General features: G+C 40.0%; 12 protein-coding genes and 4 tRNA genes. 8 read left to right on the top strand and 8 right to left on the bottom strand.

The genetic code is table 11. The annotated features are described in order from the left end of the window. Positions 1-11 precede the first annotated feature (11 nt). The 4 genes from AC1EU2_RS01105 (at position 12) to AC1EU2_RS01090 (ending at position 557) form a co-directional block, all read left to right on the top strand. Positions 12-87: transfer RNA gene (locus AC1EU2_RS01105), tRNA-Lys, on the top strand. Positions 88-245: 158 nt separating this feature from the next. Next, a tRNA-Lys gene (locus tag AC1EU2_RS01100) sits at positions 246-321 on the top strand. A gap of 35 nt (positions 322-356) precedes the next feature. Next, positions 357-432 (top strand) — tRNA-Lys (locus AC1EU2_RS01095). Positions 433-481: 49 nt separating this feature from the next. Further along, a tRNA-Lys gene (locus tag AC1EU2_RS01090) sits at positions 482-557 on the top strand. 15 nt (positions 558-572) lie between these two features. Here the strand turns inward: AC1EU2_RS01090 and AC1EU2_RS01085 are convergent. Next, entirely contained in the window at positions 573-1,115 is a 543-nt protein-coding gene (locus tag AC1EU2_RS01085) for a hypothetical protein (RefSeq protein WP_480296143.1), read from the bottom strand. Between the two features lie 134 nt (positions 1,116-1,249). After that, a complete protein-coding gene (locus tag AC1EU2_RS01080; RefSeq protein WP_480296142.1) occupies positions 1,250-3,757 on the bottom strand; it encodes a TonB-dependent receptor plug domain-containing protein in 2,508 nt (835 codons plus the stop codon). A 525-nt stretch (positions 3,758-4,282) separates the two neighbouring features. On the opposite strand from AC1EU2_RS01080, the gene AC1EU2_RS01075 reads away from it, so the two are divergent. Then, positions 4,283-4,666 carry a hypothetical protein gene (locus tag AC1EU2_RS01075; protein ID WP_480296141.1) on the top strand — a complete coding sequence of 128 codons (384 nt, stop codon included), beginning with the start codon at positions 4,283-4,285 and terminating at the stop codon, positions 4,664-4,666. Between the two features lie 6 nt (positions 4,667-4,672). On the opposite strand, the gene AC1EU2_RS01070 is transcribed toward AC1EU2_RS01075, so the two are convergent. From AC1EU2_RS01070 to map, 6 genes are all read right to left on the bottom strand, one after another. Further along, complete coding sequence (locus tag AC1EU2_RS01070) at positions 4,673-5,233, bottom strand: hypothetical protein (RefSeq protein WP_480296140.1); 561 nt, start codon at positions 5,231-5,233, stop codon at positions 4,673-4,675. A gap of 63 nt (positions 5,234-5,296) precedes the next feature. Further along, the gene (locus AC1EU2_RS01065) at positions 5,297-6,358 is read right to left on the bottom strand and encodes a 3-deoxy-7-phosphoheptulonate synthase (RefSeq protein ID WP_480296139.1); all 1,062 of its coding nucleotides are present in this window, start codon (positions 6,356-6,358) and stop codon (positions 5,297-5,299) included. A 153-nt stretch (positions 6,359-6,511) separates the two neighbouring features. Continuing rightward, a complete protein-coding gene (locus tag AC1EU2_RS01060; RefSeq protein ID WP_480296138.1) occupies positions 6,512-7,441 on the bottom strand; it encodes a nucleoside hydrolase in 930 nt (309 codons plus the stop codon). A 175-nt stretch (positions 7,442-7,616) separates the two neighbouring features. Next, complete coding sequence (dapD, locus tag AC1EU2_RS01055) at positions 7,617-8,441, bottom strand: 2,3,4,5-tetrahydropyridine-2,6-dicarboxylate N-succinyltransferase (RefSeq protein WP_480296137.1); 825 nt, start codon at positions 8,439-8,441, stop codon at positions 7,617-7,619. Between the two features lie 17 nt (positions 8,442-8,458). Next, on the bottom strand, positions 8,459-11,023 hold the full coding sequence (gene glnD, locus AC1EU2_RS01050; protein WP_480296136.1) for a bifunctional uridylyltransferase/uridylyl-removing protein GlnD: 2,565 nt from the start codon (positions 11,021-11,023) through the stop codon (positions 8,459-8,461). 27 nt (positions 11,024-11,050) lie between these two features. Continuing rightward, positions 11,051-11,851 carry a type I methionyl aminopeptidase gene (gene map, locus AC1EU2_RS01045; protein WP_480296135.1) on the bottom strand — a complete coding sequence of 267 codons (801 nt, stop codon included), beginning with the start codon at positions 11,849-11,851 and terminating at the stop codon, positions 11,051-11,053. Between the two features lie 543 nt (positions 11,852-12,394). Here map and rpsB point away from each other — a divergent pair. The 3 genes from rpsB to pyrH all read left to right on the top strand — a co-directional run bounded on the left by rpsB (position 12,395) and on the right by pyrH (position 14,976). Next, positions 12,395-13,123 (top strand): 30S ribosomal protein S2, encoded by a 729-nt coding sequence (rpsB, locus tag AC1EU2_RS01040; protein WP_129947132.1) that lies wholly within the window; start codon positions 12,395-12,397, stop codon positions 13,121-13,123. A 106-nt stretch (positions 13,124-13,229) separates the two neighbouring features. Continuing rightward, positions 13,230-14,081 (top strand): translation elongation factor Ts, encoded by an 852-nt coding sequence (gene tsf / locus AC1EU2_RS01035; protein WP_480296134.1) that lies wholly within the window; start codon positions 13,230-13,232, stop codon positions 14,079-14,081. 157 nt (positions 14,082-14,238) lie between these two features. Then, the gene (pyrH, locus tag AC1EU2_RS01030) at positions 14,239-14,976 is read left to right on the top strand and encodes a UMP kinase (protein ID WP_129947130.1); all 738 of its coding nucleotides are present in this window, start codon (positions 14,239-14,241) and stop codon (positions 14,974-14,976) included. Positions 14,977-14,991: the final 15 nt, after the last annotated feature.

The following is a 14,991-nucleotide window of genomic DNA, read 5'->3' as shown; positions in this document are numbered from 1 at the left end:
AACTAAAAGATGGGTCGTTAGCTCAGTCGGTAGAGCAGTTGGCTTTTAACCAATTGGTCGAAGGTTCGAATCCTTCACGACCCACCATTTCTTGAGCCATTCAGGAATTAAAACTAAAAGATGGGTCGTTAGCTCAGTCGCTTTTTTACAAAGCTAAGGCAGTTGGCTTTTAACCAATTGATAGACGGTTAGAATCCTTTACGAGGTTCCATTTCTTGAGCCATTCAGGAATTAAAACTAAAGATGGGTCGTTAGCTCAGTCGGTAGAGCAGTTGGCTTTTAACCAATTGGTCGAAGGTTCGAATCCTTCACGACCCACCACTTCTTCTGCATCAGACGAAGTAAAACATAATGATGGGTCGTTAGCTCAGTCGGTAGAGCAGTTGGCTTTTAACCAATTGGTCGAAGGTTCGAATCCTTCACGACCCACCACTTCTTTAAGCTTTCTAATAGTTACATGAGAAGTAAAATAACTCCTAATGGGTCGTTAGCTCAGTCGGTAGAGCAGTTGGCTTTTAACCAATTGGTCGAAGGTTCGAATCCTTCACGACCCACCAAAAATAATTTGCGATTTAAATCTCTGCGTTTTCTAATACTTTCTCAAGGTTTGCTAGTTGATGTTGGGCCTTATCTAACTGATGTTTCTCTAACTCTTTTGCTGCATCTTTACTTTTAATTGCTTGGGCTGTCAGGATCAACTCCTTAGGGTCTTCAATATTAAAGTCTACCGTGCTTGCGTTACTACAAGCCCATCTTTTTTGTGACATACCCATTAGGTTGGTTACATATGGGTCTCTTGTGAGATCATCTGTCGATGCATCGGCTCGGACAATGTGCTCTTGAGGGATGGAATGAGTAGTGAAATACTCTCTTAATGCATGTAAAGTTGAACGGGCAAACGTATCGCTCATCGACTTCTTGAAGCTTGTATTATCACTATGCCTTTTAATGGATGTGGCTTTTAAGTGGGAATCAGCAGATACGTTGAATCTTTTAGTATTCCCTTTAATTTTAATTTCCATTGAGTAATCATTTGTTTTTGACTGTTGTTGAGTGAATGTAACCTCGCCTTTCTGAATTAATTGTTGCAACTGAGCTACTGTTTTAATTGCCATAATGCTTTTGATAAATGAGTAAAACTACTTTATAGCATCACATACCATTTCTAGATTAATTAAACTTTGTTAATCAAGGGAACGCACAAAAAAGCCCGCGATAAAAGCGGGCTTAGAAACAGCATTGAGCGAGGTTACATTTTGTAAGTCACACCCATGTAGAATTGACGTCCAATGGTGTCATAAACTTCTGGAACGGTACCAGCGTCATTGCCTTGATAAACACTGACTGGTGTTTCATCCGTTAGGTTTTTAATACCAAGTGTGGCTTTAAATGCATCTGAGATGAAGTATGTGGCTGCAACGTTGTGATAAAGCACAGATTCTGCTTTTTCATCGTTAAGTAAGTTTGTCATTTCACCTAAGTAGCGATTTGAATATGAAACACTCCAATTTTCAGCTTTAGCAACGATATTAAAATTATTTTTGTACTCTGCGTAACCACCGTAGTTACCGCTAATTGTACCAGTGTAATCAACATCGTCTTGCTCAAACTTAATTAAATGAGTCGTATCGTTGTTAATTCTCCAGTCTAATCCTAATGCTTCAAATTGATATTGAATATTCATATCAATACCGCTGGTGTCTTGATATCCAACGTTTGTTAAAGGACTAGTTAGGTTATCTAAATTACCATCTGGAGTGATATTAAATGTTTCACACGCAGCAACATCACCGGCGAAGCACTGGTTGAGTCCGACCTGCACATCCATACGAGCAATTGCATTGTCGATATTAAACTTCCACCAATCTAATGTTAGCGATAAGCCTTCGATAGCTTCTGGTGAATAAACAAAACCTGCAGTGTATGAAGTTGACTCTTCAGCTGTCAGATTTTCATCAGAAGTGTAGTTAACTAAGATTTGTGGATCTTCTTCGTTACCCCAAGGATCGTCTAAATAGTCAAACGAACCTACGTTTCCGCCAAACAATTCACTGACGTTTGGTGCTCTAAAACCAGTTGCTGCAACGGTTCTTAACATTAACTCGTCCGTTGCGGCGTAGGTAAGTCCCATTTTCCAAGTACTTGCATTACCGAATGTAGAATAGTCATCAAAACGGAGAGCAAATTCACCCGTCAGTTTTTCGCTGAATGGAATGCTAAGCTCTTGATAGACCGAAATGACATCGTAGCTGCCTTTAGTTGGATCCTGTTGTGCAGATGTCCCTTCGCCACGCTGTACTACTTCGTCTGGAGTGAAAAAGCCGCTATCACGGCGATACTCCGCACCAATAGCATAACCAACTGCGCCTGCATCAAGGTCGAAAGCTTCACCACTAATAACCGCAGAAACTAAGTGTTGGTCATTACCACCGTCTGCAATTTGTGTATAGCTAACGTCATTGATATGAGCTGAGTTATCACCATAGAACCAATCTTGTTGGTTTCCATAGATGGAGCTTTCCATGTTTACAGCATTGATTGAGTTATACACTTTGCTGGTTGCATCATTACGGCCGTATGTGTACGACAGATCCCAAGTAATACCTGTATGAACATCGATGAGACCTGCTAAACCAAGAGAGGCACGAACAGTATCAGTTTCTTGCTGAGAAATACGGTTACCAGCATTTGTCATACGCTGACGATATTCAATTTGACCATTATCCGGTTCGATTCCACCATCGATCATCTTTTGATCAAGGGTAATACATTTAGCAGGATCTACGTCTTCTTCACCACAAACATCCAGCATTACTGATGCAGGTTGTGGTGCCATCATTTGTTCTGATTCACGTCGAGTATAAAGAAGATCACCTGTGAGTGTAATTTCGTTATCCAGTTCATTAACCATGTTGGCAAATAAACTGTATTTTTTACTTGGAGTTTGTAGCCAGCTATCCTGTGTGTAGTCATAGCCTTCAGTACGAGCTACCCAATTTCCATCTTTGTCTTTGACTTTTCCGCCCAAAGAACCTTCAGGGACAAAAGAACTTGAGCCAGCGGGTACCCAATTGCGGTCGCCTTGCATTGCACCTTTTCTATCGGTGTAAGATAATCCGAAAGTATAATTACCTGTATCTGTACTGAAGCCATATAAACCGCTTAATTCAAAATTTTCAGCGTCACTCTCAGAACTGATACTGCCGTTTACATCGACTTGTAATCCTTCAAAATCTTTACGAGTAATGATGTTAACTACACCCGCAATCGCATCAGAACCGTAAACGGCAGATGCACCATCTTTTAAGATCTCTACACGCTGAATCATGGCTACTGGGATTGTGTTCAAGTCAACGGCGCTGTCTGCTCCGGTACCTGAACTGACCATTCTACGTCCATTTAATAGAACTAGGGTTCTGTTGGCTCCCATACCTCTTAAGTCTACTTGTGCAGAGCCACCTGAACCGTTATTTGAGGTTGCACCAAGTGCTGCACCTGCCATAGATGGTTGTGATTGTAAAATCTCATCGACAGATGTGTAACCCTCTGTTCGAATAGTTTGAGAGTCAATCACAGTTACTGGTGATGCAGTTTCCATGTCTTGTCGTTGAATGCGTGAGCCTGTAACTTGGATACGTTCAACATTTGAAGCTTGTTTATTCCCTGTTGCAACCTCGCCTGCTGCAATGGCAGAGTGACTGATTGAAGCAAAAAGCGAAATTTGAATTGCTCGAGATAAAACTGAATATTGTTTCATATACAAATCCCTAGATATTTATAGTTTTTATGTCAATCGGCTTTGATAAATATGCATTCTGAACGAAAGCTGAATCAAAGGTTGATTGATAATCTCTGCTTTTATAGTGCTTGGTCAATTAACATACACTTAACTTAAAAAGTGTAATTGTTGTATATTTGTATGCAGTAAAATTGAAAATCTATTAATTAACTTTGACTTTTTATGGGGATTAAATGAAATATTACTCGTAGTGGTTAAATTGTATACCATTCTAAAATTTGGATTCTGTATATGATCTACAAAAAAATTACATCAACAAACACATAAGTGTGATCAATGTCACAAAACTACTTGTTTATGATATCTTTACATTGTTTGTTTTTGGTGAAAATATTTGTGTTATTGCAATATAAAAGAAATAATTTTGTTTAGATGGTGCTTTTTAGCTCCTTATTCTTTATTTGGGGTGCTTGAACTTATTGGGTACATGAATCTCAAATGTTGGTATGACAGTTTTAAAAATGAAAAATCGAAGGTAACGCTATGAATAAGAAGCTTCTATTGTGGATAGGTTTGTCATCAATGGTCTTTTTAACCGCATGTACAAATGCCGTAGAGCCCGCTAAGGCTAAAGTTTTTATTAATGACGGAGCAAAACAGTGTTTTGGAGGAGGGATGACTAAAGAGCAAACAGCTCAGAAACTTAAAGATGACGGAGTTCGAGTTTATGATTCTAGTTGCGGTAAGATACAAGGAATGATGACAATTGCCGTATGCGGCGGGCCAACGCTATCTATTAATGTTCATACTATTAATTCAGAAGACTTAAAGAAAGCTGAAACACTTGGTTTTAAGCCTGTTTCAACGTTGAAAGATGGTTATCTTGAAGGCTGTAAACAACGCACTGCCAAACCCATAACTCACTAAGTTGCCTTATTTCATTTCATACCAAGTGCGCCTCATTATGTCCCAAACTTCGCTGGATTGGGGCTGAGCACTTGCCGATGCCATCAGATGTAAATTTCCATCTAGCAATTTCTGTTCTAATTCGATAATGATTGAAAGTTGTTGGCAACGATTAAAGCAGTCATGAAAATTGAGTGTTGCATGATAATTGGTCTTGTATCCCTGAATTTGCAATATTCTAATATCAGACTGGGTTGCGGTTGTTTTTTTATTTGCCGAAGTTGTTGAAAAAAGACCTTTGTAATAAGCCTCTAATAATGCTTTTAGTTCGCTCTTACTGAGCAGTGATTTATTATCAAGCTTGAATAAAAAGATATAACTAAAATAATCAGTGGAAGTAGGCTTGAACATGCCCGGTGCGAATTTGAGCTCCTCAAACCCTTGATAAGTAATACTCGGTGCAAAGTTTAGAGGTAACTCAAGTTTTTCATATTTCCAAGATTCTAGAGTCGACTTGATCGAAATATCCTGCGCTTGAGAAAGTGATGACAAACAAGTGAGCATCCAAAATAAAAGGTGTTTTTTCATTTTTCTTATTCTTTTTACATGAAAAGAGCGCTGGTTAGCGCTCTTAAATACCGATTAGTATAATTACTTTAATTGGTTAATTCTATCTTTACTGGCTTTAGCAAGGCTGCGAATCAGTTTTTCTGAATCGTCCCAGTGAAGGCAAGCATCGGTAATGCTTTTGCCATAAGCCAAAGATTCTCCTTCAATTACTTTTTGGTTACCTTCTTCAATAAAGCTTTCAGCCATAATACCAGCAATGGCAGTGCTACCATTTCGCATTTGCTGCATGACATCGTCAGCTACTGATAATTGATTTTTATGTTTTTTCTGGCTATTACCATGACTAAAATCAATCACCATTCGCTCAAATAACCCAACAGATTCTAGTTGGCTTCTTGCTTGTTCGATGTCTTCAGCTGAATAGTTAGGCTGAGTGCCACCACGCAAAATAATGTGACCGTAAGGGTTACCTGCAGTACGGAAAACCGACATAGCACCCTCTTTATCTGGAGAGTAGAAGATGTGTGGCTCTTTAGCGGCTCTAACTGCATCTACTGCGATTTGAATGCTGCCATTCGTGCCGTTCTTGAAACCAACAGGGCATGAAAGCGCTGAAGCCATTTCACGGTGAATTTGGCTTTCAGTTGTTCTTGCGCCAATCGCTCCCCAAGTAATGAGATCAGCAATATATTGTCCGTTTACCATATCAAGAAATTCTGTGGCGATAGGAAGTTTTAGCTCAGTAATTTGCTGCAGTAAGTGGCGAGCTTTTCTTAATCCTTTATTAGGACTAAAGCTTCCGTCAAGATCTGGATCGGAAATCAAACCTTTCCAGCCTACAATGGTACGCGGTTTTTCAAAATAAACTCGCATAACGAGACACAAATCATCTTTTAACTCATGGTGAAGTTTTGCTAAGCGTTTTGCATAGTCCAACGCAGCTTCTGTATCATGAATTGAACATGGGCCAATGATCACAAGTAATCTTTGATCTTTGCCTTCAATAATGGCTTCGACTTCACGTCTTTGCTGAACTAAGTAATCGGCTGCATGATCTGTGAGTGGATACTCAGAAGCTAATTGTGCAGGTGAAATAACTTTACAAAGTAACGAGGTACGTAATTCGTCAGTCTTAATGGTCATTAAAAATCCAAACTGTCTTACGGCACTAACTGCCAGATTGTGTGGAATTATAACGAATAGTGTTGTGAAGCACAGCGATTATTGTATTTTTAGTAATCAGCCGTGCTGTTTTTTTGTTTTATTCGGCTTTTTTGGGAAACCGCTTACAAACAATTACTGATCAGAAAGTAAATCAATTAGCTTATTTTTAAACATTTCATCATTAATTTTCGTGACTAAAGTATGGTTTGTTTGATTTGTGGTTGTATTGAAGATGTCAATAATAAACTGTCCATACCCAAGTTCACTCTTATAATCAACGACACCATAGTAATCTTGCTTCTTTACAATCATCTCTGGATAAATAGCGGCTGCAACTGCTGTTGGATCAGGAAAGCTAATGCCTTCTTTTCCTAGCGTTTTAGTGAATTCGATTACTGTCTTATTACATTGAACGGCGAACTTACCAAGTTTGCTGCTGGCTTCAAGTTTTTGAATATCGGTAGGGGATAGAAAAGCTTCATCCATACATACATCCCAGCCGATAATGGTTTTTGGTATCTCAGATTTTACGACTAAGTGTGCAGCTTCGGCGTCGACCCAAAAGTTAAATTCGGCAGCGGGGGTAATATTTCCTGGGCCTAAGCCTTCGCTTCCCATAATAAAGAGATGCTTAATCCATTGGTTAAGACGAGGCTCGCGAGCTAATGCGATTGCTAGATTAGTGAGCGGACCAATCGTGATGACTTCTAATTCGCCTTTAAACTTATTTGCATACTCGATGATTTTATCTACAGCATGATCGTCTTCAGCTTTAAGTGTCGGGTCGGGGAGGTTGATGTCTCCCATTCCATCTTCACCGTGCACATTCTCACATGAATGTAGCTCTCTGATTAATGGTTTTGAAGCACCAATATAAACAGGCGGATAATAAGTACTTGCTTTTTCAACAGAGATTAAGGCATTGCGAACAGCAGTTTGAAGCGGACAATTGCCTGCGACAACAGTAATAGCTTCAACTTTAATCGATGGTTCTCTTAAAGCCATCAGTAATGCTACAGCGTCATCAGAGGCTGTATCAGTATCAATTAAAAAGTGTCTCATTTATGCGTCCTCGTAATTGAGAGGAAAATGTACTTCTTTTAAGAGTGCAGTAAAGTGACAGTTGTTCACTTTTTAACTTAATTTATTGACTTGGATTAACTGATTGAAAATAGAAGTTAGAGTGACCAATTGTTCGGCCACTCTATTTATTTGACTCGGAAATATGATGAAATAACTATTCAGCTAAACGCAGTAGTTCGTTAACACCGACTTTAGATCGAGTTTTCGCATCCACTTTTTTCACGATGATCGCAGCATAAAGATTGTATTGACCACATTTTGAAGGCAAGGTTCCTGAAACCACAACAGAGCCTGCAGGTACACGACCATAGTAGACTTCACCTGTTTCACGATCATAAATGCGTGTGCTTTGACCTATGTAAACGCCCATAGAAATCACTGAGCCTTCTTCAACGATAACGCCTTCAACGACTTCTGAACGTGCGCCAATGAAGCAGTTATCTTCGATAATTGTTGGGCCAGCTTGTAGAGGCTCTAAAACACCACCAATCCCAACACCGCCAGATAAGTGTACGTTTTTACCAATTTGAGCACATGAACCAACAGTAGCCCAAGTATCTACCATGGTGCCTTCGTCAACGTAAGCACCAAGGTTTACATAAGATGGCATTAATACTGTGTTACGGGCAATAAATGAACCTTTGCGAACCGTAGCCGAAGGCACAACACGCATTCCTTCTGCCTCAAAACGTGCTTGATCGTAATCAGCAAATTTTAAAGGTACTTTATCGAAGTACTTGTTTTCAGCACCTTCAATAACCTTATTTTCGAAAATGCGGAAAGATAAAAGTACAGCTTTTTTCAACCACTGATTAACGACCCATTCGCCGTCAATTTTTTCAGCCACTCTTGCTTCACCGCTATCAAGCATCGCAATAGCTTGCTCAACGTCGGCTTTAGTTTGTGGTTCAACACTCGCTGGTGATATTGTGTCTCGAGCGTCAAATGCTGCTTCGATTCGTTGGCGTAGCGCCTCCATTTAGTACTCCTAAAGTTTTATTTTGAATTTAATTTTTCTATTAACGCACTCTTCAATGCTGTCTTTTGTTCTTGGTTCAGTGATTGACCACTGTTAGTTTTTAAGCGGAAAAAATCTTCAGCTCTTTCACCAATCGTTGAAATTTTTGCCCCGACTAATGTTGCACCACATTGATAAAATATGTCGCCCACTTTTGCAAGTAATCCAGGGCTATCCAATGTAATGAGTTCTAGCATCGTTGTTCCATTTCGATTACTTGGTAAAAACGTGACTTTTGTTTTTACTTTAAATGGTCTCATTTTTCGAGATATCTTTTTAAACTTTGGCAGTTTTTTACTTTCTGTAGTTAATGATTTTACGATGGCTTTTTGTAGTGACTGAATTCGAGAAGTACTCGTCAATGTTTTTCCGTTCTGCTCTAAAATAATGAAGGTATCGAGGGCAAAATCATTTTTTGACGTCATAATGTTCGCATCATTGACGTCAACATTTTTGTTATCCATGACTGCCATGATGTTTGCAAATAAACGAGGGCGGTTTTTGCAGTAAACGAAAACCTCTGTTCCACCACGGCTCATTTGCTTCGACAGTAAAACTAAAGGTTCATCAGAGTTATGTTTGATGATTGCGCCAGTGTGCCAGATGACTTGACTTGGATCATGTCTTAAAAAGTAATCTGCATTGAAGTTCTGCCAGAGCTTGTCGATTTCATTTGCAACAAAACCAACTTTAATCAGCTCTTTTTTCGCCTTAGCTTGATGCTCTCTCACACGAGCACGTATATCAATGGGTTTCTCCTTCCCACGAGCGAGCGTTCGTTGTGTTGAGAAGTAGAGATCTTTGAGCAGAGAGTCTTTCCAACTGTTCCAAAGGCCTTCGTTTGTCGCAGCAATATCCGAAACCGTGAGGCAGTATAAATAGTTTAACCTATCGCTGTCTCTCACTGTATCCGCAAACTCGGCAACTACCTCTGGGTCAGAGATATCTCGCCGCTGAGCGACCATAGACATTATCAAATGGTTTTGAACCAACCAAGCTACCAGCCGGCCGTCATGATTGTTTAGGTTATGAAGCTTACAGAATTCGACGGCATCTACAGCACCGAGTTCGCTGTGATCACCGCCGCGACCTTTAGCGATATCATGAAAGATGGCAGCAAGCACCAATAAGCCCCTTTTAGGCAACTGCCTTGCTACTATTGATGCGAGGGGATAATTGTCTTTATATTCGGCTTGGAAGAATCTATCAATTCGTACAAGTAATCTGTGAGTGTGCTCGTCAACAGTATAAGCATGAAATAAATCAAATTGCATTTGCCCTTCGATGTTACGCCAAGCAGGTAAGTAGTAGGTCAGAATTTTGTGCTTATGCATGAGCGAGAGTGCACTAATGCCTCTTGGATGTTTTAAGATTTCTAAAAATAACCTTCTGCACTCAGGGTTATGCATCATTGGCTCTTTTAATTTACGTCTGGCCGTGCGCAATTTACGGAGAGTAAGAGAATAGATCCCTTTTATACTTGGATAGCGAAGAGTTGTTAAAAATAATTCCAGTATTTGCTCAGGTTTGGAAAAGTCTGTCTCTCCAATAGATTCAATGAATTTCCCTCTACGCTGGTAGTTTTCGTTTATTGGGCGAATTTCAAGGGATTTATTACGTCCTAACGTTGCACGGTAAAAGAGCTGCAACAGCATTTGGTTGAGTTCCATAACTCTACGGACAGTTTGATAGTATTGACGCATCATTTGTTCGACCGCCAACTGAGTCGCATCTTCATATCCCATCAAAGAGGCAACTTCTCTTTGCAAATCGAACAGTAAACGGTTTTCATCTCGACCAGATATGATGTGTAATGCGAAGCGTAAATCCCAGAGAAAATTCCGGCATTCAATCAATTCATCAAGTTCTTCTTGCAAAAGGAATCCGTGATTGACCAACTCTTCCATATGAGAAGCTTTGAAGTGTCGAATGGCTACCCAAGTAATGGTTTGAATGTCTCTCAAACCGCCTGGGCAACTCTTTAGGTTAGGCTCTAAATCAAAAGCGCTCGATTTTTCATGTCTTTCTTTTTGTTCGGCTTTTTTTGCAAGGAAAAAGTCATTTGAAGGCCAGAAACTGTCCTGCCGAAGTCTTGATTTTAGTGAGGTATATAATTCGTTACTGCCAATAATGATTCTGGATTCAAGTTGCGCAGTGGCAATGGTGATGTCGTTTTTGCCCAACTCAATACTTTCCGAGATGGTTCGCACTGAATGACCAATCTCTAAACCGACATCCCAAAGGTAAGCGATAAATTGACTTAGCTTTTCTCTTGTTTCTTCATTAGGCTCTGCTTCAACTAAAAAAAGTAAGTCAACATCAGAGTAGGGGTGGAGTATTCCGCGGCCAAAACCTCCAACAGCGACTAAAGCTATTGAATCTTGACAAAGGCCGCACTGTTTCCATGCACTCTCGAGCATGGTGTCAACTGCAGCACAGCGTTGTTTTACTAACTCAACAATATTATGCTTTCGCTTAAACCTATCAAGTAAGTGTTCATTTTGTGTTACTAATGCTGCTTTCACTTCCAGTGCGGTATTCATTATTCCAATTCTTATTTTTGTTTTGAATTATTTATGGTTAATAATTCGTGGGAAGGTTTCTTCTTCACGTAACGTTAGAATTTCTACACCTTTTTCCGTCACAAGCAGTGTATGTTCATACTGTGCAGAGTTTTTACCATCAGCTGTACGTACAGTCCATTTATCTTCTGGATCTAAAACCGTTGAATTACGACCTGCATTAATCATTGGTTCAATAGTAAAGCACATGCCAGGACGAAGTACTGTTTTATCATTGTTTTTATAATGAACGACTTGTGGTGCTTCATGGAATACGCTACCAATACCGTGACCACAGTAGTCTTGAACAATAGAATACTTTTCTAATCCGGATTTACTTGCTTTAATGAATTTCTCGATAGTTGTACCAATTTCACCCAACTTCATGCCTGGACGCACTTTTTTTATGGCTAGGTATAAGCTTTCTTGAGTAATACGGCATAGGCGTTTATTTTTTGGGGAAACATCACCTACAAAGAACATTTTAGAAGTGTCACCATGATAACCATCTAGAATAACTGTGATATCTAAGTTAACAATATCACCATCTTTTAGTGGTGTGTCATTCGGAATTCCGTGGCAAATTACATGATTTACTGAAGTACAGATCGATTTAGGAAATCCGTGATAATCAAGTGGAGCAGAAATGGCATTTTGCTCTTCAGTATACTTAGCGCAAATATCATTTAATTCATTAGTAGTCACACCGGCTTTAACGTGTGGCTCAATCATTTCTAGTACTTGTGCAGCCAGTTTGCCAGCGGCACGCATTTTTACAATTTCTTCTGCTGTCTTAATGACGATGCTCATGCAGTAAATCTCAACTTTTTCAGAATTAAATTTGGCACGAAAATTTGCACTGAATAGGGCAAATATGGTATAAAGCGCGCCGTTATGTTTTACCTAAAATGAATTTTGATATTCAGATTAGGATGAAGGATGACTGTCATTATACATGGCAATCGTACCTGTGCTCAACGAAGATGCAATATTTCAGTGTCTTGTAAGCATAGATAATTCGAGGCGTAAGTGTGAAGAACTAGTGTACTAATTTAAACATTTACAACAAAGAAGTATCGATGCTTACAAGCACACGAAGTGCGAGTCGCAGAGCCCTTTATGCTTCGTTGCTTGAGTTTAAAATAGATTTACTATTTATGCACTCAAGCGTCTTGCCTAAAGAACTCTGCGTTCTCGCTGAAACAATGCACTTTCGTTGAGTACAGGTAAATAAATACGAAATCACACACGTATCGTCACATTTTTCGGGGTGCTGAATATCAATATGTTGGGTATTTGGTCGAAGTAATGGGATACGTGGAGGTCTAACCCCTCTTAAATTAAGGTAATACAATGAAACAAGTTTCAATGCGCGACATGCTAAAGGCTGGTGTTCACTTCGGCCACCAAACACGTTACTGGAACCCAAAAATGAAGCCATTCATCTTTGGCCCACGCAACGGTGTACATATCATCAACCTTGAGCATACTGTGCCAATGTTTAACGAAGCTCTTGCTTTCATCAGCAACATTGCTTCTAAAAAAGGTAAAGTACTTTTTGTTGGTACTAAGCGTGCTGCAAGCGAAGCTATCAAAGAAGCTGCGATTGCATGTGACCAATTCTACGTTGATCACCGCTGGTTAGGCGGAATGCTAACGAACTGGAAAACTGTTCGTCAGTCAATTAAACGTCTTAAAGAACTAGAAACTCAGTCAGTTGACGGTACTTTCGACAAGTTAACTAAGAAAGAAGCGCTAATGCGTACTCGTGAGCTAGAGAAGTTAGAAAAATCTCTAGGCGGTATTAAGAACATGGGTGGTCTTCCTGACGTTCTTTTCGTAATCGGTGCTGATCACGAACACATCGCTATCAAAGAAGCTAACAACTTAGGTATCCCTGTTGTTGCTGTTGTTGATACTAACTCTGCTCCAGATGGCGTTAACTACGTTATTCCTGGTAACGACGATGCAATGCGTGCTATCCGCCTTTATACTGCTGCGGTATCAACTGCTGCTAAATCAGGTAAAGGTCAAGACCTAGCTGAGCAAGCTGAGCAAGACGGTTTCGTAGAAGCTGTTTAATAGGGATTTCATATTCCCTAAGTAATCTACTGCTTAAAGTAGATTTCACAGGGGCTGCTTCAGCCCCTGTTTCATATCAGACGAATTTTCTATAGAGGATTTAACAATGGCAATTACTGCTGCCCTAGTTAAAGAATTGCGCGACCGTACCGGCGCTGGCATGATGGATTGTAAAAAAGCACTAACTGAAACTAACGGTGATATCGATTTAGCGATCGAGAACATGCGTAAGTCTGGTGCTGCTAAAGCTGCTAAGAAAGCGGGTAACATCGCTGCTGAAGGTACTATCATCATCAAACAAGGTGAAGGTGTAGCTGCATTAGTTGAAGTTAACTGCCAAACTGACTTCGTTGCTAAAGACGGAAGCTTCCTTGCTTTTGCTAACGAAGTAGCTGACGCTGCTCTAGCTGAAAAGCTAGACATTGAAGCACTTAAAGCTAAATTCGAAGAAACTCGTGTTGCTCTAGTAGCAAAAATCGGTGAAAACATGAACATTCGCCGTGTTGAGTTCATTGAAGGTGCTAAGTTTGCTTCTTACCGTCATGGTGAGCGCATCGGTGTTGTTGTAGTTGGTGATGCTGAAGAAGAAACTCTTAAGCATGTTGCAATGCACGTTGCAGCTTCTAAGCCTGAGTTCGTTAACCCTAGCGACGTTCCTGCTGATGTTGTAGAGAAAGAAAAGAATCTACAAGTTGAAATCGCAATGAACGAAGGCAAGCCTGCTGAAATCGCAGAAAAAATGGTTGTTGGTCGTATGAAGAAGTTCACTGGTGAGATCTCTCTTACTGGTCAAGCTTTCATCATGGAACCTAAGAAGACTGTTGGCGATTTCCTAAAAGAAAAAGGCGCTTCAGTTTCTGGATTCGTTCGCTTAGAAGTAGGTGAAGGTATCGAGAAGAAAGAAGAAGATTTCGCTGCAGAAGTAGCGGCTCAAATCGAAGCTTCTAAAAACGCTTAATCGTACTGATTAGGTGATTTTAAGACCGCGGCATTGCTGCGGTCTTATTGTGTGTTTTCCCCAAAAAGAGAAAATAGCTTTATTCTATTTTAACATTTGATAATCTTGACTAAATCGAGATGTCAAATCTTAAGGTAGACACAACAGGATAATAATTATGAGCACCAATCCAAAACCTGCATTTCGACGTATTTTGTTAAAGTTAAGTGGTGAAGCCTTAGTGGGCGATGAGGGCTTTGGTATCGATCCAAAAGTTCTCGACAGAATGGCCCAAGAAATTAAGGAATTAGTTGAGTTAGGGTTACAAGTTGGTGTGGTTATCGGTGGTGGTAACATATTCCGTGGTGAAGGTTTAGCTAATGCAGGTATGAACCGCGTAGTTGGCGATCATATGGGTATGCTTGCAACTGTTATGAATGGCTTAGCAATGCGTGATGCATTGCACCGTGCTTATGTCAATGCTCGCTTAATGTCAGCAATTCCGTTAAAAGGTGTTTGTGATGACTATAATTGGGCTGAGGCAATCAGTTTATTAAAGTCAGGGCGCGTTGTTATTTTCTCGGCGGGTACTGGCAACCCATTCTTTACGACCGATTCAGCAGCCTGCCTTCGCGGTATTGAAATCGAAGCCGAAGTTGTACTTAAAGGTACGAAAGTTGATGGCGTATATTCTGCTGATCCGATGAAAGATCCTGATGCAGTTAAATATGATGAACTGAATTACGACAAAGTGTTAGATGAAGAATTAAAAGTGATGGACTTAGCAGCATTCACTCTTGCGCGTGACCATGACTTACCAATTTTAGTATTTAATATGAATAAACCCGGTGCGCTTCGTCGTGTTATTATGGGCGAAGAAGAAGGTACATTGATCCGTAACAGCGCTGAAAAGTAATTTACTTTAAAAAAT

The sequence above is a fragment of the Parashewanella sp. 2304DJ23-3 genome, assembly GCF_056591695.1.
Note: the sequence above shows the minus strand (reverse complement) of the source record. Positions and strands in the feature narration are given on the sequence as shown.

Excerpts from the sequence above, each read along its gene's own strand:
- AC1EU2_RS01085 (WP_480296143.1), bottom strand. The coding sequence starts at position 1,115 with ATGGCAATTAAAACAGTAGCTCAGTTGCAACAATTAATTCAGAAAGGC.
- AC1EU2_RS01080 (WP_480296142.1), bottom strand. The coding sequence starts at position 3,757 with ATGAAACAATATTCAGTTTTATCTCGAGCAATTCAAATTTCGCTTTTT.
- AC1EU2_RS01075 (WP_480296141.1), top strand. The coding sequence starts at position 4,283 with ATGAATAAGAAGCTTCTATTGTGGATAGGTTTGTCATCAATGGTCTTT.
- AC1EU2_RS01070 (WP_480296140.1), bottom strand. The coding sequence starts at position 5,233 with ATGAAAAAACACCTTTTATTTTGGATGCTCACTTGTTTGTCATCACTT.
- AC1EU2_RS01065 (WP_480296139.1), bottom strand. The coding sequence starts at position 6,358 with ATGACCATTAAGACTGACGAATTACGTACCTCGTTACTTTGTAAAGTT.
- AC1EU2_RS01060 (WP_480296138.1), bottom strand. The coding sequence starts at position 7,441 with ATGAGACACTTTTTAATTGATACTGATACAGCCTCTGATGACGCTGTA.
- dapD (WP_480296137.1), bottom strand. The coding sequence starts at position 8,441 with ATGGAGGCGCTACGCCAACGAATCGAAGCAGCATTTGACGCTCGAGAC.
- glnD (WP_480296136.1), bottom strand. The coding sequence starts at position 11,023 with ATGAATACCGCACTGGAAGTGAAAGCAGCATTAGTAACACAAAATGAA.
- map (WP_480296135.1), bottom strand. The coding sequence starts at position 11,851 with ATGAGCATCGTCATTAAGACAGCAGAAGAAATTGTAAAAATGCGTGCC.
- rpsB (WP_129947132.1), top strand. The coding sequence starts at position 12,395 with ATGAAACAAGTTTCAATGCGCGACATGCTAAAGGCTGGTGTTCACTTC.
- tsf (WP_480296134.1), top strand. The coding sequence starts at position 13,230 with ATGGCAATTACTGCTGCCCTAGTTAAAGAATTGCGCGACCGTACCGGC.
- pyrH (WP_129947130.1), top strand. The coding sequence starts at position 14,239 with ATGAGCACCAATCCAAAACCTGCATTTCGACGTATTTTGTTAAAGTTA.